Genomic DNA, 17,709 nt, shown 5'->3' with positions numbered 1-17,709 from the left:
AGGCGACTCCCCTTCCTACTTGATGCTGCAAACAGCCTGCTTAAACAGCGCCCCATTTTGTACAAAACCTATACACAAATTCTCCAAAGCGCTAGACTACGACTACCTTCAAACGTGAAATTTGTTTAGAAAACACTAACGTACTCACACTTTTTCATTAAACAGTGCAATATAACTCCGCCAAACAAGCGAACGAACACTTCAGGAGACGTTATGGGTAACTGCGCACGGGTGAACGGGACGTGTAAACGCTGTGAAGGAGAGCTCCCCTTTGAGTTCACGATGGCGTTTCAACCCATTGTGGATGTCGCGCAGGCCCGCGTAGTCACCCATGAAGCGCTAGTGAGGGGAGTAAATGGCGAGTCTGCCTGGTGTGTGATTTCCCAAGTCACAGACGACCTGCTCTACCGTTTTGATCAAGCCTGCCGGGTTAAAGCGATTGAGCTTGCCAGCGAACTGGGCATGGAGAGTGATCTGTCGATCAACTTCCTGCCCAATGCGGTTTACGAGCCGGAAGCGTGCATTCAAGCGACGCTCGAAGTCTCTCAGCGGGTGGGCTGGCCGACGGACAAGCTTATTTTTGAGATTACCGAAACCGAGCGGGTTCGCGATCGACAGCACCTGTGCAATATCATCGACGCCTACCGTACCATGGGCTTTAAAACCGCCCTCGACGACTTTGGTAACGGCTACGCTAACCTGGATCTACTCACCGATCTCGCCCCCGATAAGTTGAAAATCGACCGAGAATTGGTCATGAACTGCGACCACGACACCCGCCGCCAAGCTCTGATAAATGCCATTATTCTGCTCGCCGCCGAACTCGACATGATGCTGATTGCCGAAGGGGTAGAAACTCGCGCCGAAGCCCTATGGCTTGCCCGTGCGGGCATTACCCGGCAGCAAGGCTTTTTCTACGCCAAGCCCGCCATTGGCGCATTGGGCACTGAATTAACGCCACTGTTGGAAGCATTACGCAAGGAAGCCCAACTAAGCTCGGAGAGCTGAATGACAGATATGAATACAGATCATCTTTACCAACTGGTAAACCGTTCCAAGCGCAATACAGAAAACGTGATCAAGACAGCGCCTTTGGGGATCTGTATTACCGACCCTCACGGGCATTTTGAGATGGTCAACCCTGCCTACTGCCAATTCTACGGCTATCAGGAAGAGGATCTGATTGGCCAACACTTTACCCTGGTAGTGCCAGAAGCGTATCGCCCCCAGATGCGCCAGCTGCATGATGAGTTTATCCAAGGTGATGAAACCCGGGAGCTGCGCCAAGAGTGGGAAGTGCGCTGTAAAAACGGCGAAACTCGCACCATTTTAGCCGAAGCGGCCCGCATTGAAGGTGACGACGGTGCCTCTCGCAAGGTCACCTTTATTGTTGATATCACTGACCGCAAACGGCTTGAAGAGCGCTTAAAGCAGGCCAACGAGCGCTTGGAGTATCTAGCCCACCACGATGAGCTGACTGGACTTCTCAACCGCCGCCAGGGGCTGGCCAAGCTGGATGAAGCGCTTGAGCGCTGCCGACGTTACGGTAACCAGCTCAGTATTGTGCTGTTTGATTTAGATGACTTTAAGGGCATCAACGATACCTACGGCCACAGCACTGGTGACAGCGTGCTACAAGAGCTGACGCGAGTGGTCAATCAACAGCTGCGGGAAACCGACTTCCAAGTGCGCTTGGGGGGCGAAGAATTTTTGATCATTATGCCGGAGGTAGATGCCGACTCGGCGCATACGGCCATGGAGCGCATCCGCCAAAAGGTCGAGCAAACGCCCTACACTCAGCATCAGCTAACCGTGACGCTTTCAGCAGGCATCGCGTGTTACATTGAAACGTCGAGTACTCGAATGCTTGATCGCGCGGATAAAGCGATGTATCAGGCGAAACAGGCAGGGCGCAATCGAATTGTCATCGCATCGTCATCAGTGTGATCAACGCTATTGCGCACTATGCTAGAGCTACACCCTATCCTTTAAGGAGCTGAGTCATGAGCAATGCCGAGCTAAACGAACTAAAGCAGAAATACGTCGCGGCGGGCGCTGCAAGCCCCGCCACCGCTTTTGCGGACCGCGCCGAAAACGCTGAGATCTGGGACGCCGACGGCAACCGCTTTATCGACTTCGCTGGCGGTATCTCGGCGTCTTGAACGTGGGGCATCGTCACCCCAAAGTCGTGGCCGCTGTGAAAGCCCAGTTGGATAAGGTGATGCACACCTGCCAAACGGTTATGCCCTACGAGGGCTACGTTAAAGTCGCCGAGAAGCTGAGCCACATCGTCCCTGTACGTGGTCACGCCAAAGTCATGCTGGCGAATTCCGGTGCTGAAGCGCTGGAAAACGCGGTGAAGATCGCCCGCGCCGCTACCGGTCGCTCTAACGTCATCTGTTTCGATGGCGGCTACCACGGCCGTACTTTCTACACCATGGCGATGAACGGCAAGGTTGCCCCTTACCAAACCGATTTCGGCCCGATGCCGGGCACCGTCTTCCGTGCGCCCTACCCCGTGCCTTACCACGGCGTCAGCGAAGACGAAGCGATTCGCGGCCTGAAAATGACGCTGAAAACTGACGCCAACCCGAAAGACACAGCGGCGATCATTCTTGAACCAGTATTGGGTGAAGGCGGTTTTTACCCGGCGCCGACCAGCTTCCTAAAGAAGATTCGCGAAATTTGCGATGAGCACGGCATGCTGATGATCATCGACGAAGTGCAGTCCGGCTTTGGCCGTACCGGCAAGATGTTTGCCATTGAGCACAGCGGCGTCGAGCCGGACATGATGACCATGGCCAAGAGTATGGCCGACGGCATGCCGATCTCTGCCATCGTGGGCACCGACAAAGTGATGGACGCCTCTGGCCCGAACTCCCTGGGCGGCACCTACACCGGTAGCCCCACCGCCTGCGCAGCCGCGCTGGCGGTGATGGAAGTCTTCGAAGAGGAAAATATCCTTGAGAAGAGCCAGGCGCTGGGCGACAAACTGGCCGCGCGCTTCAACGAGTGGCAAGGCAAGTTTGATTGCATCGACCACGTGCGCAACATGGGCGAAATGGCAGCATTTGAGCTGGTCAACAACAAAACCGACCGCACGCCGAACCCGGAATTGGCGGCAGCGCTGTGCAAGAAAGCCCGCGAAGAGGGCCTGATCCTGCTGTCCTGCGGTATGTACGGCAACACCATTCGCTTTTTGATGCCGGTCACCATCGAAGACGACGTGCTGAACGAAGGCCTGGATATCATCGAATCCTGCCTGGAATCGCTGATCTAAGCGCTCTGCACCACCCACAACGCCGCCCCATGGGGCGGCGTTGTCGTTTTTATGCATCATATTTTGTCAGTTGAATAGGGGCGTTCGCTGGTTCAACTGTCTGATCTGATAAAGATCATGCGTGTAAGCATCCCATCTAAATATCAGAGCATTCAGGATTACCACTCCCCAAATGGCCGATAGAATCATCAACGGCTGGTTAACCCACGCTAAGACCGACACGTCTACTGAGTAGTGAATGGTATACACACTCATCGCCGCCAGTAGCTGAACCAACCCACAGTTTGCGATCACCGCCAGGATGAACGCATTCCTGACGTTGATAGACGGCAAGCGCGTCTTGAACAACCGCAGATGACGCACGCGAACACCGCCCTCTCCTGCCTGATGCGACGAAGGACGAGTGAGTTTTCTCTGACGGCGCAGAAGCGGCAGCCCATAGGCCTCTCGCCCCTCCTGAGAGAACGCAATGCGAAGGGCGTCTATGTTAAATCCACGCCCAAAGATGCGCGTTGCTGCCTCTTCAAAGCGTGACGCATCGGCTTCATCCGACGACGTTTCCTGAGCAGCTGTGAGCGTATCCAGCTGCCTACTTTTATTACCCGAAAGCTTCGCAACGTTAGGCGTATTGATATTAAAGTGCATTTGGTAAATCTGGTACCAAGCGGCTGTTACGCCCACGAATATCATCAAGAAAATTAGCACGGTTATCATTTATCTATCCTCATTCCTACTTATCCTCACATCTACTTAGCCTCACACTCACACCCACTTAGCCTCCCTCTTACTGACGGGTCGATCCCAAAAACCGCGTTTCGATGTTAGAGGAGATCGAAGGCTCATCTAACGCAACAATGTGCAGCACCACCGGGTGGCTCGGCTGGGTCAGCGCTGACGCATCAGCATTGAGCGCCACGCGTAACTGCCTCGTTTCATTAGCGGCCAAGACGAATGTGTCAGCCCCTTGTAAACGCAGGCCGGGCAAGCCGGTGGCGGACAACGCGTACTGGTGCTCCTTCGTATCTTGATTGCGCAGCGTCACGGTGTAGTAGTTGATAATGCGCCCCTCGGCCGTGCTTTCAAACAGCGCCTGACGATCTCGGGCGACCTCTACATCAATAGGCACTCGGGCGTTCAAGAAAACGATCAACAAAACCACCATAGAAAGCAGTGCCGCCGTATAAGCCAACAGCTGAGGTCGCCAAAACCGCGTAGGTTTGCCCTCTAGCGCGCGCTCGGTGGTGTAGCGAATCAGGCCCAGCGGCTTATCGATACGCGCCATCACGCTATCGCAGGCATCGATACACGCCGCGCAGCCAATACACTCATACTGCAGGCCATCACGAATATCGATCCCCGTGGGGCACACCTGAACGCACAGTTCGCAATCAATACAGTCCCCAGCAGCCGCTTCCGCGACCTCTTTGCGATGACCACGACGGGGCTCACAACGGGCGGGATCGTAAGAAACAATCAGCGTATGGCTATCAAACATGGCCGACTGAAAGCGTGCATAGGGGCACATGTGCAGGCACACCTGATGGCGCAACCAGCCAGCGTTCAGGTAGGTAAACAGAGTAAAAAAACCGATCCAAAAAAGCGCCCAAGGGTGCGCCTCTAAGCTGAATAGATCCCTTACGAGCCCACCCACCGGCGTAAAATATCCCACGAAGGTGACGCCCGTTACCAACGCAATCAGTAGCCAAGCGGTATGTTTAGCGCCTTTTCGCCATAACGACCCCAGCGTGTTAGATGCGTTGTCGCGACGTATCCGCGGGTGCCTTGGCCCGTCCAGGCGGTGCTCAAACCAAATAAACAGAAACGTCCATACGCTTTGGGGGCAGCTATAGCCACACCACCCTCGCCCCGCCGCCACTGTGATCAAAAACAGACCAAACGCGCACAGCACCAAAATCCAGGTCAGTAGAATAAAGTCTTGGGGATAAAACGTCGCAGCAAAGAGATGAAACTCCTGGGCAGAGAGGTCAAACCACACCATGGGGCGGTCCCCCCACTGAAGCCATGGCAAGCCCACATAGAGCGCTATCAGCAGCCAGTTGGAATAACGCCTTATGCGCTGAAAAAAGCCCTGTATCTCTCGCACATAGATATGCCCAGACGTGGATGGCGAGCGACCCGTAGTTTTCGCCTGAGGCGAATGGTGTTCAACGGCTGCATCGCTGGTTAGGTCTTGCAGTGGAATGCGTTGCGTCATACCGATATCCAGAAAAGAGGGAGTGGCGATCTATACGGTCGAGGGGCGTCACCGAATGAACCGCTACTATGCTCACCCAGCCAACCACTAAAACAGATGCAGTTTTAGAGAAAAAAGCCGTATCAGTTTTGATATGCTTTTGATTGAGAGTATCGATTCTGTTGATCCCACTAAGCACCCGCGCCAAGCACCAGCGAGTTTATGCCATGAAACGCTATGAACAGTTTGCCGATGAAATAGCCACGCTGATTCGCCAAGGCGTACTGGGCCCAGGCGAGCGCATTCCGTCAGTGCGCCAAGCGAGCCGCCATCACGGCATTAGCCCCTCGACAGTGTTTCAGGCGTACTACTTACTGGAAAACCAGGGGCTTATCAGCGCTCGGGCGCGCTCGGGCTACTTTGTTCGTGAACACGCACGGCGCTTGATCAACGAACCCCGCGTCACGCTACAACCCGCCGACCCAGCGGAAGTGCAGGTCAGCGAGCTGGTGTTCTCGGTGCTGGACTCACTGCAGGATGATCAAACGGTGCCCTTTGGCTCGGCTTTCCCTAGCCCAGAGCTGTTTCCACTCTCTCGCTTGAGTATCAGCATGACACGTGGCTTGCGGGCGCTTTCGCCCCAACAGGTGGTGGCCGCTATGACCACCGGACATACCGACCTGTGTCGGCAGATTGCTCTGCGCTACATGCTGGGTGGCATTCAGTTGCCGATGGACGAACTGGTGATTACCAATGGCGCAATGGAGGCGCTCAATCTAGCCCTACAGTGCGTGACTCAGCCAGGGGATCTGGTCGCGGTTGAGTCACCTGCTTTTTATGCCAGCCTACAAGTGTTGGAGCGGCTCAAACTGCGCGCGGTGGAAATTCCGGTTCACCCGCGGGAAGGGGTTGACCTAGACGTGCTGGCAAAGCGATTAGCGACGCTGCCCATCAAAGCCTGCTGGTTTATGAGCCACCTGCAGAACCCCATCGGCGCCAGCCTAAGCAACGAGCGCAAACAGGTGCTTTACCAGTTATTAAAGCAGCACCAAGTGCCCATGCTAGAGGATGACGTGTATGCCGAGCTCTATTTTGGCAGAACGCCGCCCGCTCCCGTTAAGGCCTTTGATGATGAGGGCTTGGTGATTCACTGCAGCTCTTTCTCGAAGTGCTTGGCACCCGGCTATCGGGTGGGCTGGGTAGCGGGCGGCCGTTATGCCCAAGAGATCTCGCGGCTAAAACTAATGACCACCATTTCCCCCTCAATACCCGCCCAGGCCGCCATTGCTGACTACTTACAACACGGAGGCTACGACCGCCATTTGCGCAAGCTGCGCCATGCCTTAGAAGCCCAACAAACCAGTATGCTGGCGGCGGCAGATCGCTACTTCCCAGCGCATACGCGCATTACGCGCCCTGCGGGCGGTTATTTCCTTTGGGTGGAGTTTCCCGAACACGTGGATTCGCTGCAGCTATTTCGCACAGCGCTCGACCATGGCGTTAGCCTCGCGCCAGGCCCCATTTTCTCCGCGACCCAACAGTTTCGCCACTGCATTCGCTTAAGCTATGGCCACCCCTGGACCCAGCGCAGCGAACGGGGGATGGAAACGCTGGGCACATTATTGAGCCTTTTTTAGCGCGATAAAGCACATCACACGCGCGATGGCGTTATTTACCGAGGCCGCCGGTCACCTTCTAAAAAGTTAGCCGTAAACACGGCTTTGCCGTGGGTTTCGAACGACCACTTCATCACCTCGCTCAGTGCCGCCATCACCTCATCGAACTCGCCAAATACCTGGGTGCTCATTCGCTTGGGGTGAACTTCCAGCCCGGTGGCCTCTAAACGTTTGACCACCTCTTTGACTACTGGCTTGAAATCATCGGCCAGCGGGTAGTAGCTCAGCTTGGACGGAAAGGTACATATCGTCTCCTTCATCGCCTCTATGGCTGCATCGCCTCTAAGGCTACGCTGTTTGAAACTGCTGCCACGCGGCCAGTATCGCCGTGCGCGTCTCTTCCGGGTGCTCCATCGGGAACATGTGTGTGCCGGGCACCATACTCACCGGCAGCCCGCGACGAGCGATGCGCTTGAGCCGTGAAGGCGTCATCAAGTGCGACTGCTGCCCCGCCACCAGTTGAATGGGTACGCCTACGCGCTGCGGCAAGTTGGAAAGGTGATCCGGCAGGTGGCGGAAAATCTCCAGCGCGATGCGCGGGTCAAAGGTCAGCTCGGCGCTACCGTCATCTAAAAGCCGCGTGCCTGCTTCAATGTAGTCGTTGAGCGCCTCAGGGGTAAAGCCACGAAACAAACCACGCCGCCGTAACGAGTTCGCCATCGCCTCCCGACTGGGCCACACGCTGCGCCGCCCTTTGGTTTTACCCGCCGGCGTAATGCGATCCATCAGCCCAAAACGCTTGGCCGCTTTCATGGCCCAGGCATCTGGCCCCAGCATCAGCGGCGGGTCTAGCATAATCACGCCACAAAAACGCTCCGGCTGCTTATCCGCAGCCATGGCCATCAGCGTGCCGCCCAGCGAATGCCCCACGCCCAGCAACGGCGCGTCAGTATCGGGGAGGTAGCTAAGCAGCTCCTCTACCAAGTTGCCCCAGTTGTGATTCACCGGGTAATCCGGGTGGTGGCCTAGCCTATCTAGCGGGTGTAAATCAAACGAATCTGCCAGCGGGTCTAACAGGCTGCGGTAGCTCAAACCGGGAAAGCCGTTGGCATGGGCAAACACTAAGCGGGGGCGTTGGGTGGCATCGGCAGGCATGGCAGGCTCGCAGTTAGGCTAACGGGAAGAAGCGCTATCTATCATACGTCTGTTTTAACGCGAGCACTGAAACCCGTCAATCCACCCAAGGGTTAACAGGCTAATTAAAACAGCGAGAGCTGCTGGGCAGCGGTCTCTTCCGCCAAGCGGTAGCCCACCCCCAACAGACGCACGGGGCGCTCGCCCCTTGCCCACCCCACGTTCAGCAAGGTTTCGAACTGTTCCAAGTTGGGTGCGGGGTCGGCGTGTTCGACGGTGGTTTGTGTGAAGTCGTTGAATTTGATCTTCACCATTACTCCGCGCACGGCGGGTGCCGGGTCTAGGCGGGCGTAGCGGCGCTCTAAATCGCTAATCAGCTCGGGGAGCTGGCGGCGGCAGGCTTCCAGGGTGGGTAGGTCTTGGGAGTAGGTTAGCTCGGTGCTGATCGACTTGCGCTCGCGGTGGGTTTTAACCGGGCGCTCATCGCGCCCGTGGCTGAGTTCATGCAGCCGATGGCCAAAGCGGCCAAAGCGCTCTACCAGCTCGGTAAGCGGCCGGGCGCGCAGGTCCGCGCCGGTCTGAATGCCCAACTCCGCCAGCTTTTCGGCGGTGCGCGGCCCTACCCCGTGGATTTTTTTCACCGGAAGCTGCTGCACAAAGGCGTCGATATCGTCTGGCGTAATGACAAACAGCCCATCGGGCTTGCGCCAGTCACTAGCAATCTTGGCGAGAAACTTGTTGCGTGCCACGCCCGCCGAGACGGTAATGCCCACTTCCTGCTTCACCCGATGGCGGATGGCTTCGGCCATACGGGTGGCGCTGCCGTGGTGGAGCGTGACCTCCGAGACATCCAGAAATGCTTCATCCAGCGAGAGCGGCTCGATCAGTTCGGTGACATCCCCGTAGATAGCAAATACTTTGCGGGCAACATCTTTGTACTTCGCCATATCGCCACGAATCACCGTGAGGTGGGGGCAGCGTTTGAGCGCCTGAGCCATGGGCATGGCGGAGTGGATGCCGAACTTACGCGCCGGATAGTTGCATGTGGCGCCCACCCCGCGCTGCTCCACACAGCCGCCAATGGCAATGGGGTTATCGGTTAACGCGGGGTTATCGCGCATCTCTACCGCCGCATAGAAGCAGTCACAGTCGCAGTGGATAATTTTGCGCACAGGCCGACCTTGCCTCCACCCTTACCTGTAAAAAAGCACAGTTTATCACAGGGTGTGCAGCATTCACGTACCACAAAAGGTGCGCAACACCTGCTCGCTTTCCGTGGCCGGGGCGGCCAAGCGGCGCGCTTCTTCGGATTCATCAAAGGGCTGTGTGACCGCCGCGAGCAGCGTGTGGAAGGGCTCGACATCGCCTTCTACCGCCGCATCGATGACCTCTTGGATGCGGTGGTTGCGGGGAATCACCACCGGGTTGGCGCGGCGCATGGCCTCCAGGCGCTCACGCTGCTGGCTCGCTTGCTGGGCGTTTTCCCACTCAGCCAGCCAAGCGGTCAGGCCATCGGGCTGAGTGGTCAGCGCTAGCAGCGCCTCTTTTTGGGAATGGGCTGACGAGTTCTTTCTCAGCGCTTGCGCATAGTGCGTTAGCGCGTCGAACGTCGCGGTCATATCCATGCGGCCTTGATGCATCTGGATTTCCAGCGCTTCCATCAGCGGCGCGGCGTGATCGCTTTCTGGAGCGAGGCCTAGCTTATTAGCGTGCAGGCGGCGCTGTTCGGCGCTAAAGCGCTGGGTAAAGCCGCGCAGCACCTCGGGGGCTTGCTCTACCACGGCATCGCCCTCTTCCCGCATGAGCGGCAGCAAGGTTTCGGCAAAGCGGGCCAGGTTCCATTGAGCAATGCCCGGCTGATTGTTGAAAGCATAGCGCCTGCCCTGGTCAATGGAGCTGTACACCTTCTGCGGGTCGAACTGTTCCATAAACGCGCAGGGACCGTAATCGATGGTTTCACCGGCAATGCTGCAGTTGTCGGTGTTCATCACGCCGTGAATAAAGCCCAAGCTCATCCAACGCGCCACCAGCGCCGCTTGGCGGGCGGTAACGGCTTCTAACAGCGCAAGGTACGGGTCTTCAGCGTTGGCCGCTTCTGGGTAGTGGCGGGTAATCACATGGTCGGCCAGCGCTTTTAGCGCGCTTTCATCGCGGCGAACGGCGGCAAACTGGAACGTGCCCACGCGAATATGGCTGCTGGCCACGCGGGTCGGCACGGCCCCCGGCTCGGCCATTTGACGCACCACGCGCTCACCGGTGGCAACGGCAGCCAAGGCGCGAGTGGTGGGCACGCCCACGGCGGCCATAAATTCACTCACCAGATATTCCCGCAGCACCCGGCCCAGAGGAGAGCGGCCATCGCCACCGCGAGAGAACGGCGTGCGGCCGCTGCCTTTTAGCTGCACATCACGGCGTATTCCTTGCTGATCCACCACTTCGCCTAACAGCAGCGCGCGGCCATCGCCTAGCTGCGGCACGAAGTTGCCGAACTGGTGCCCGGCGTAGCCCAGCGCTTTAGGCTCGGCACCCGGCGGCAGCTGGTTACCGCTGAACCACTGGGCCAGCGTGGCGTCGTCGGGCCGGGTTTGCATACCTAGCTGCGCGGCCAGGGCATCGTTAAACGCGATCAGGCTGGGCTGTGCCACGGGCGTAGGCTGGCAGGCCACCCATAGGGGCTCTGGCAGCGTGGCAAACTGGTGTTCAAAGGTCAGCACGGGCAACTCCGCTTTTCAATTAAAGGCCTGCAGAATACCCTAGCAGCTTACTCAAGTAATTGGCGATAGCATGCCGCAGAGAGACACGTTAACCCCTGTTAAGTTACCGATAGAGCAAGAGGCGCTCACGCCCCTGCCCCAGGCCTTCTACAACCGCGATACGTTGGAAGTCGCCCGAGACCTGCTGGGCTGCTGGCTAGTGCGCCAGCTCGATGGTGAGCTAATGGCCGCGCGCATTGTGGAAACCGAGGCCTACCGAGGCTCAGAGGATTCCGCCTGCCATGCCCACCGGCGCAGAACGCCACGCACCGAGGCGATGTTTGGCCCGCCCGGCCACGCCTACGTCTATTTGGTGTACGGCATGCACTGGCTGCTGAACGTGGTGACCCAGCCGGAAGGCAACCCCTGCGCGGTATTGATTCGAGCGGTAGAGCCGGTGATCGGCGAGCCTGCCATGCGCGCATGGGCGCAGCGTTGCGGGGCGTAATCTAAGCAACGGCCCCGGCAAACTTACCCGTGCGCTACGTATCGATAACGCCCTCTACGGCCACGATATGACGCAGAACGGCGATCAAGCGAACGGGCTGTGGATTACCTCTGGCGAGCCGCCCAGCGCGATTGCCAGCGGCCCACGGGTAGGCATCGATTACGCCCAACCCGCCGACCGCGACGCCCCCTGGCGGTTATGGAGCGAGGGCAACCCGGGGGTGTCGAAAGCGCGTTAAGCGCTCTTCAAGCACGCCACCGCCTGTTCCAGTACCGGCGTTAGCGGCGCGCGCCATTGGTGAGTCAAAAACTCATCGGCGCGAGTCACACCCAGCGAGAGCGATGCCACGGGCAGGCCCATAGCGTGGGCATCGCGGCAGAAGCGGTAGCCGGAATAGACCATCAACGACGTCCCCACTGCCAGCACCGCATCAGCTTGCTGCAGCGCCGCTTGGGCCGCCAACCGACGCGCCGGGGGCACCACATCGCCGTAGTAGACCACCTGCGGTTTGAGGATGCCTCGGCAGCGGGGGCAGTCCAATACTTTAAAGGTGGAGAAATCGGTTTCCAGATCCGCATCGCCATCCGGCGCGTGGCGGGCATCCAGCGCGGCAAAGGCAGGGTTCATGCGCGCCATTTCACTGTGCATGGCGTGGCGCATCATTTGATAGCCGCACGCCATACAGGCCACCACGTCCCGCCCTGCCGTGAAGATCAATCACCTTTTTTGAGCCCGCCCGCTGGTGCAAGCGATCCACGTTTTGCGTGACCAGCAACTCCACATGCCCCATGGCCTCAAGCTCTGCCAGCACCCGATGCGCCCCGCTCACCTGGGCTTCGCGCATGGCTTTAAAGCCCACCAGCGCCCGCGCCCAGTAGCGCTGGCGTACGGCGAAGGAGCTCATAAAATCACCGTGCTGCACCGGCGGCGGGCGCTTCCACTGGCCATCGGCATCGCGGTAATCGGGAATCCCGCTGTCGGTACTCACCCCCGCCCCGGTAATCACCCAGAGTTTGGGGTGGCGTTTGATGAAAGCGGCCAGCGCTTCCCCGGCCACCTGGCTGCTCTCGCGTTTTTCTGTACTTTCCACGGCCTGCGTCAATGGATCACCCTAGGCAATACTGCGACAAGTCAACGATACTGTATGACAATATAAGCACATGCAATGTGCCCTCGATAGCGGAGTAAGGAGCCTCTCATGCAGTGGGATCACGAGATTATTATTGTCGGTGGCGGCATGGTGGGCGCGGCCCTGGCGGCAAGGCTCGGCCAGGCGGGCATTTCCGTGGGGCTCGTCGAGCGCGGCAGCGCCCCGAAACCCGCCAGCGGCGACTACGACCTGCGTATTTCATCGCTCAACGCCCGGTCACTCGCGTTTGTGAAAGCCAGCGGCGCGATACTGCCCGGCGAGCGCTGCTGCCCGTTCCGGCATATTGATGTGGCGAATCAGGATGGCACCGGCCACTCCGTGTTCTCCGCCGAAGAGAGCGGCATGAACGACTTCGGTATTTTTATCGAAAACCGCGCTTTGCAGTACGCCCTGTGGCAACGCCTGGAAGAGCTGCCCAGCGTGACCTGCTACACCCAGTGTGCCCCGCTGAGCACCATGGCGGCCACCACCGCCCGCATGCTAGAGCTGGATAACGGCAAAACCCTAAGTGCCCGGCTGATTGTGGGGGCCGACGGCGCGCGCTCTACGCTGCGCGAGCTGGCGGGCATTGGCGTGACCAGCCACGACTACCACCAGCGGGCGATGATCATTAACGTCGAGACCGAGCTGCCCCAGCAGGACGTTAGCTGGCAGTGTTTTACCCCTAAAGGGCCGATTGCCATGCTGCCGCTGCCCGGCCAGCGCGCCTCGCTGGTGTGGTACGACAGCAATGAAGCCACCAAAGCCCGCGAACAGCTCTCCGACAACGCGCTCCAGCACGCCATCGAAACCACCTTCCCCCAACGCCTGGGCAAGCTCACCCGTATTGTGGCGAGGGCCAGCTTCCCCATTAAGCGCCAGCACGCCAAGCGCTACATCGGCAAACGCCTCGCGCTGATTGGCGATGCGCCCACGTAGTGCACCCGCTGGCCGGGCAAGGGTTGAACATCGGCCTACACGACGCCGACACCCTGGCCGAGCTGATCATCAAAGGCCGCGACCCCGGCGACCACATCAGCCTGCACCGCTTCGAATGCCAGCGCCGCCTCGCCAACCAAGCGATGATCGCGGCCACCGACAGCTTCCACCACCTGTTCACCGGCGCAAAACCGCTGCGCCAACTGGGCGATCTCAGCCTGCATTTGGCCGAGCGAGTGCCGTTTGCCAAGCGTATGATGATGCAGCAGGCCAATGGGTTGAATCCGTTCAGAATGTTTTAGGGGTACTTGATGTCTTCAGAATCAGCTAATTTGGCAGCGTTGGAGCGGTTTTTCGAGAAGTTGGCACTACTGCCCAAGCCGGAACCCCCTACCCCCAATTTGTTCTCCGTTGCAGGCCCTGGTCAGCATGAAAACCGTTTATCAGACTTAATGGCCTTTCTTCATGGGCGGCTACCCCGGTGCGCCCCGCTGGTTAGCCAAGGCGTTGCTACACGCACTCGTGCGTAAAGGCCACTTCGATGACGAACACCTACAGCAAGTCGACTGGGAAGCAGTTACCACTGAGCGAGAAGCAGGGAGTTGGAGCGCCGAAAGCGCATCGACGAAGCGCTTGGATCTAGTGGTGTCGGGAAACGACTTCGTCGTGGGTATCGAGCATAAAGTATGGGCTTCAGCAGAGCATAACCCGTTTGATGCCTACGACAGCTTGCTGAACAGCTATGCGGTTAAAGCTTACCGATGCGTTTTATGCCCGGATGACTCCAAGGAAAGCGTTTGGGTTCCCGCTAAAGAGGCAGGCTGGCCGACGCTATCCTACTCAGAACTATTAGCTTCGGCTTATGCGCTGTATGGGCAAGATGTAGCGCCCTCTGATCAGACGAAATGGCAAATCTTTTATCAGGAATTGCTGCAGCACATCACCTCTATTGCCCAGCCCACGGAAGAGAAGACCATGACGAAAAAGGAACTAGAGTTTTCGTTAAAGCATTTTCATGACTTATACGAAGCATCTCAGCGCCTGGAACAACTCGACCAAGAGTTGATGCGGAAGGAAAAAGCCACATCGCTGCTGCGTTACAGATAGCGGTCACCGATATCAACACCAAGAATAAACCGGATATTTGGAATGAGCAGACGAGAGTATGGCGTTTTTTTCCAAGCGCTTGGAGTAAGGCTGGTGCCTCTCAAATATGCCTTGTTTATTACCCTTCATCGGAATCGGAAGGCGATGAAAGTATCGGTTTCGAGATTCGAGCATATCTGGAAAATCAGAAAAGCAGTGGCCCTTGGCTGCAAGAAATTGAACAGTCATTTCTGAGAGTAACGCCTATCACCAAACAACCGGACTGCACTTGGTACAGAGATGGTGGATACAAAGATGGCAATGGTCATGATACTTGGTACGAAGCCAAGGGCCGCTGGTTAGTGTTAAGTGCCTGGCCCTATGAATACACCAAGGCAGGTGCTATGAAGGCACTGGGTGATTTGGCGGCATGGGTGGATGAACACGCTTTTCAGACAGCAACGCTTCCCGCAGAGCAAGCCTAAGAGCCAGCTGACAACCATCGCTGTATTGCCTCTAATGACGCTTCGCTAGGCAGCGCATTGCAATAACCACGTGCTTCTTGCAGCCCCCATTTACCGCCTTGCGGGGCAAGCGCAATGGTTAGTACCTCAGGCGATTGCATGTGGTAAACGAATACTTGGCGGGCAGCGATTTGTGCCGCATAACTGCCTATACAGTGATGCATTTGGGTGCCTTCAGCCAGCAGGGCATCCCAACTCTCCAGCGCAACGATATCGGTATGGCTGGGTATGGGCGCTTCAGGGTAATCCCCATACTTCAGAGTCAGCACAGCAGCACGCTTCCCTCGGCTTAAGGCATTAAAACGCTCCACTAAAGCATCATGCAGTTGCTGCAACGCCTGGATATCGCTTACACGGTAGAGCTGGGTGCCGTTAGGCGCGAGGCGTTGGATGTCTTCCACCATGCGCTGTAGCCAGACGATTGTATGCAACGATGCATTCTGCTCAATCATCTCCAGCAGCTTTGGCCAAGAAGCGGGGAAGCGGTTCAGGAACCACACATGGTTAAGGTTAGGATGGGTGAGATGCCGCAGTAGCCCCAGGGCGTCGGGCTGTTGCAAGCATTTCCGCAAAGCGTCCAACTGCCAGCTTGCGATTGACGTTAATGGAATACGGCGTAACAGCCTAGCAAGAGAAGCAGAACCCGGTAAGCCAATTATTTCCAACAGCCTAGCACGCTTGTCGGACAGCCAAACTGCCAATTCAGCTTGTTCAATATTTAACCTCTGTGCCCAATCAAGCGTGAGAACCAGCAGCAACGGGGAGTCTTCGGCTAATTGTTTGGCAGAAGGTAAGCAGGCACAGGCTTGGTAGACAGCATAACGCATAAAAGGGGCGTGATCGCCCAACGCTACAAGCTCGGAAGGGGCCCCCTGCTCAAGGGTATTATTCTGAGTGCATAAAATATCCAAAGGAAGACCAGGCGACTGGAGAAAGCGGCTTTCCGCAACAACAGCGCCGTCGCTAACGCTTCTCCAAGAAAAGGGCTGGCTGCCATACCAGCCTTGAATCTCAAGCACTAGCGGATACCCAAGTTGCCCAGAAAGATCTAATGACCACCAGCCAGAACTCTCACCGCCGTGTTTAGTTTGTAGGGAAGCACTCTTATTATTTTGACGCTTGGCTCGAGCAAATAGCTGCTTCATCAGGGCGGCGCAAAGCTGCATATGACAGTGTCTCCGGCGGTAAGCATTATTACCCACTAGTTCTTCTTAAGAATTGAAATGCTAACCGTTGCTACCTACTAATGCAGCAGGCCAATGGGCTAAATCCGTTCAAAATCCTCTAACGCTGTCTATGCTGAGGGAGTGGCTGCCATCAACAGCCCTAAAAACAATCACAATAACCCCTCAAAAAAGGAAAGCGCATGCGACGCAAGCAACCATTCGCGCTAGTGACGGTCGCCTCGTTCACCAGCCTTGGCCTGCTGTTGGCCACGCCCTTATGGGCTTGGGATGGCGTGGTCGAGAAGCAGACGTTCGAGATGGAGAGTTTTACCACTCAGGGCGGCGAGACAATCCCTAACGTGACGGTAGGCTGGGAAGCCTACGGCGAGCTTAACGAAGCCCGCGATAACGCTATTTTGATTACCCACTTCTTCTCCGGCACTAGCCATGCGGCCAGGCCGCTACAACGCCGATGGTGAGCCCACTGGCTATTGGGATGCCATTATTGGCCCCGGCAAGCCGCTGGATACGGATGAGTACTACATCATCTCCTCCGATACGCTGGTCAACCTAGGGGCGAATGACCCTAACGTCACTACTACCGGCCCCGCTACCATCAACCCCGATACCGGCGAGCCCTGGGGCATGGATTTCCCCGTCGTGACCATCCGTGATTTTGTCGAGGTGCAGCGTGCTCTGCTGGAGAGCCAGGGCATTGAATCGCTGCATGCGGTGATGGGCGCTTCCATGGGAGCCCTGCAAGCCATTGAGTGGGCCAGCGCTTACCCTGAACGCGTTGAGCGGTTGATTCCCGTGATTGGTGGCGGTGTGGCCGACCCATGGCTGCTCGCCACGCTCAGCGCCTGGGCAGCGCCGATTCGCCTGGATGCTAACTGGAACGAAGGCGACTACTACGACGGAGAGCCGCCCACCGAGGGGCTAAAAGAGGCGCTGAAACTGGTCACGCTCAATGCCAACCACTGGCAGTGGGCCAACGAAGCCTTCAACCGCGACTGGGCCGATGAAACCCGCGACCCCGCCCAGGATATCAACGCCCGCTACGCCATCGAGCAAACCCTGGATGACATCGCCGGCGCACGGGCGAAGCTCTCCGATGCCAACCACCTGCTCTACCTAGTGCGCGCCAATCAAGCCTTTATGGCAGGCCACGGCGACTCCTTAGAAGCAGGCCTAGCCGCCATCGAAGCCCCCACGCTGATGCTGTATAGCGAGAACGACCTGGTCTTCGCCCCCGAAGGCGTGCGCCGCACCGCCGAGCTGATTGAAGCAGACGGCACCGAGGTAACCTTGGAAACGCTGGAAGGCAACCGAGGCCACCTGGATGGCGTCGTTTCCATCGAGCAAGCCAGCGAAACGTTGCGGGAATTTTTACAGTAAGGGAGAAAGCGCTGGCTGCTTTGGGAGCCAGCGCTTGGCAAT

General features: G+C 57.5%; 15 protein-coding genes and 3 pseudogenes. 10 read left to right on the top strand and 8 right to left on the bottom strand.

The window, feature by feature from the left end:
* The first annotated feature begins 213 nt into the window (after window positions 1-213).
* From B4967_RS11365 to gabT, 3 genes and pseudogenes are all read left to right on the top strand, one after another.
* Window positions 214-1,008 (top strand): EAL domain-containing protein, encoded by a 795-nt coding sequence (locus B4967_RS11365; protein ID WP_083025275.1) that lies wholly within the window; start codon window positions 214-216, stop codon window positions 1,006-1,008.
* Window positions 1,009-1,947, top strand: coding sequence for a sensor domain-containing diguanylate cyclase (locus B4967_RS11360; RefSeq protein ID WP_083025274.1), 939 nt, complete (start codon window positions 1,009-1,011; stop codon window positions 1,945-1,947).
* A 56-nt stretch (window positions 1,948-2,003) separates the two neighbouring features.
* Window positions 2,004-3,280, top strand: a pseudogene (gene gabT / locus B4967_RS11355) (4-aminobutyrate--2-oxoglutarate transaminase).
* A gap of 66 nt (window positions 3,281-3,346) precedes the next feature.
* Here the strand turns inward: gabT and B4967_RS11350 are convergent.
* Window positions 3,347-3,994: a hypothetical protein gene (locus tag B4967_RS11350; RefSeq protein WP_083025273.1), complete on the bottom strand. Its 648-nt coding sequence runs from the start codon at window positions 3,992-3,994 to the stop codon at window positions 3,347-3,349.
* Window positions 3,995-4,064: 70 nt separating this feature from the next.
* Window positions 4,065-5,495 (bottom strand): cytochrome c oxidase accessory protein CcoG, encoded by a 1,431-nt coding sequence (gene ccoG / locus B4967_RS11345; RefSeq protein WP_083025272.1) that lies wholly within the window; start codon window positions 5,493-5,495, stop codon window positions 4,065-4,067.
* A gap of 206 nt (window positions 5,496-5,701) precedes the next feature.
* Between ccoG and mapR the strand changes: the two genes are divergently transcribed.
* Complete coding sequence (gene mapR, locus B4967_RS11340; protein ID WP_083025271.1) at window positions 5,702-7,111, top strand: GntR family transcriptional regulator MpaR; 1,410 nt, start codon at window positions 5,702-5,704, stop codon at window positions 7,109-7,111.
* A 35-nt stretch (window positions 7,112-7,146) separates the two neighbouring features.
* Here mapR and B4967_RS11335 read toward each other — a convergent pair whose 3' ends face one another.
* From B4967_RS11335 to B4967_RS11320, 4 genes are all read right to left on the bottom strand, one after another.
* Window positions 7,147-7,410 (bottom strand): YkoF family thiamine/hydroxymethylpyrimidine-binding protein, encoded by a 264-nt coding sequence (locus B4967_RS11335; protein ID WP_139794473.1) that lies wholly within the window; start codon window positions 7,408-7,410, stop codon window positions 7,147-7,149.
* Window positions 7,411-7,438: 28 nt separating this feature from the next.
* Complete coding sequence (locus tag B4967_RS11330) at window positions 7,439-8,245, bottom strand: alpha/beta fold hydrolase (RefSeq protein WP_083025270.1); 807 nt, start codon at window positions 8,243-8,245, stop codon at window positions 7,439-7,441.
* 104 nt (window positions 8,246-8,349) lie between these two features.
* Window positions 8,350-9,396: a DNA polymerase IV gene (gene dinB / locus B4967_RS11325; RefSeq protein WP_083025269.1), complete on the bottom strand. Its 1,047-nt coding sequence runs from the start codon at window positions 9,394-9,396 to the stop codon at window positions 8,350-8,352.
* A 63-nt stretch (window positions 9,397-9,459) separates the two neighbouring features.
* Complete coding sequence (locus B4967_RS11320) at window positions 9,460-10,938, bottom strand: protein adenylyltransferase SelO (protein ID WP_083025268.1); 1,479 nt, start codon at window positions 10,936-10,938, stop codon at window positions 9,460-9,462.
* Window positions 10,939-11,008: 70 nt separating this feature from the next.
* Between B4967_RS11320 and B4967_RS20390 the strand changes: the two genes are divergently transcribed.
* Both B4967_RS20390 and B4967_RS20385 read left to right on the top strand, forming a co-directional pair.
* Window positions 11,009-11,425: a DNA-3-methyladenine glycosylase gene (locus tag B4967_RS20390; RefSeq protein WP_279384698.1), complete on the top strand. Its 417-nt coding sequence runs from the start codon at window positions 11,009-11,011 to the stop codon at window positions 11,423-11,425.
* Complete coding sequence (locus tag B4967_RS20385) at window positions 11,388-11,663, top strand: DNA-3-methyladenine glycosylase (RefSeq protein ID WP_340638752.1); 276 nt, start codon at window positions 11,388-11,390, stop codon at window positions 11,661-11,663. The genes B4967_RS20390 and B4967_RS20385 overlap by 38 nt, the downstream gene beginning before the upstream one ends.
* Here the strand turns inward: B4967_RS20385 and B4967_RS11310 are convergent.
* Window positions 11,660-12,527, bottom strand: a pseudogene (locus tag B4967_RS11310) (NAD-dependent protein deacetylase). The gene B4967_RS20385 and the pseudogene B4967_RS11310 sit on opposite strands and share 4 nt — an antisense overlap.
* Window positions 12,528-12,623: 96 nt before the next feature.
* Here B4967_RS11310 and B4967_RS11305 point away from each other — a divergent pair.
* Window positions 12,624-13,795, top strand: a pseudogene (locus B4967_RS11305) (UbiH/UbiF/VisC/COQ6 family ubiquinone biosynthesis hydroxylase).
* 163 nt (window positions 13,796-13,958) lie between these two features.
* The gene (locus tag B4967_RS11300) at window positions 13,959-14,600 is read left to right on the top strand and encodes a PD-(D/E)XK nuclease family protein (RefSeq protein ID WP_083025267.1); all 642 of its coding nucleotides are present in this window, start codon (window positions 13,959-13,961) and stop codon (window positions 14,598-14,600) included.
* 460 nt (window positions 14,601-15,060) lie between these two features.
* On the opposite strand, the gene B4967_RS11295 is transcribed toward B4967_RS11300, so the two are convergent.
* Entirely contained in the window at window positions 15,061-16,269 is a 1,209-nt protein-coding gene (locus tag B4967_RS11295; protein WP_083025266.1) for a PcfJ domain-containing protein, read from the bottom strand.
* A 200-nt stretch (window positions 16,270-16,469) separates the two neighbouring features.
* Between B4967_RS11295 and B4967_RS19490 the strand changes: the two genes are divergently transcribed.
* Entirely contained in the window at window positions 16,470-16,748 is a 279-nt protein-coding gene (locus B4967_RS19490; RefSeq protein WP_243470530.1) for a hypothetical protein, read from the top strand.
* Window positions 16,717-17,667, top strand: a complete 951-nt coding sequence (locus tag B4967_RS11290; RefSeq protein WP_243470529.1) for an E22 family MetX-like putative esterase — start codon at window positions 16,717-16,719, stop codon at window positions 17,665-17,667. Before B4967_RS19490 ends, B4967_RS11290 begins: the two co-directional genes overlap by 32 nt.
* The last annotated feature ends 42 nt before the right edge of the window (window positions 17,668-17,709 follow it).

Origin of the sequence: Vreelandella lionensis (genome assembly GCF_002087295.1) — a bacterium.
Taxonomy (GTDB): domain Bacteria; phylum Pseudomonadota; class Gammaproteobacteria; order Pseudomonadales; family Halomonadaceae; genus Vreelandella; species Vreelandella lionensis.
Note: the sequence above shows the minus strand (reverse complement) of the source record. Positions and strands in the feature narration are given on the sequence as shown.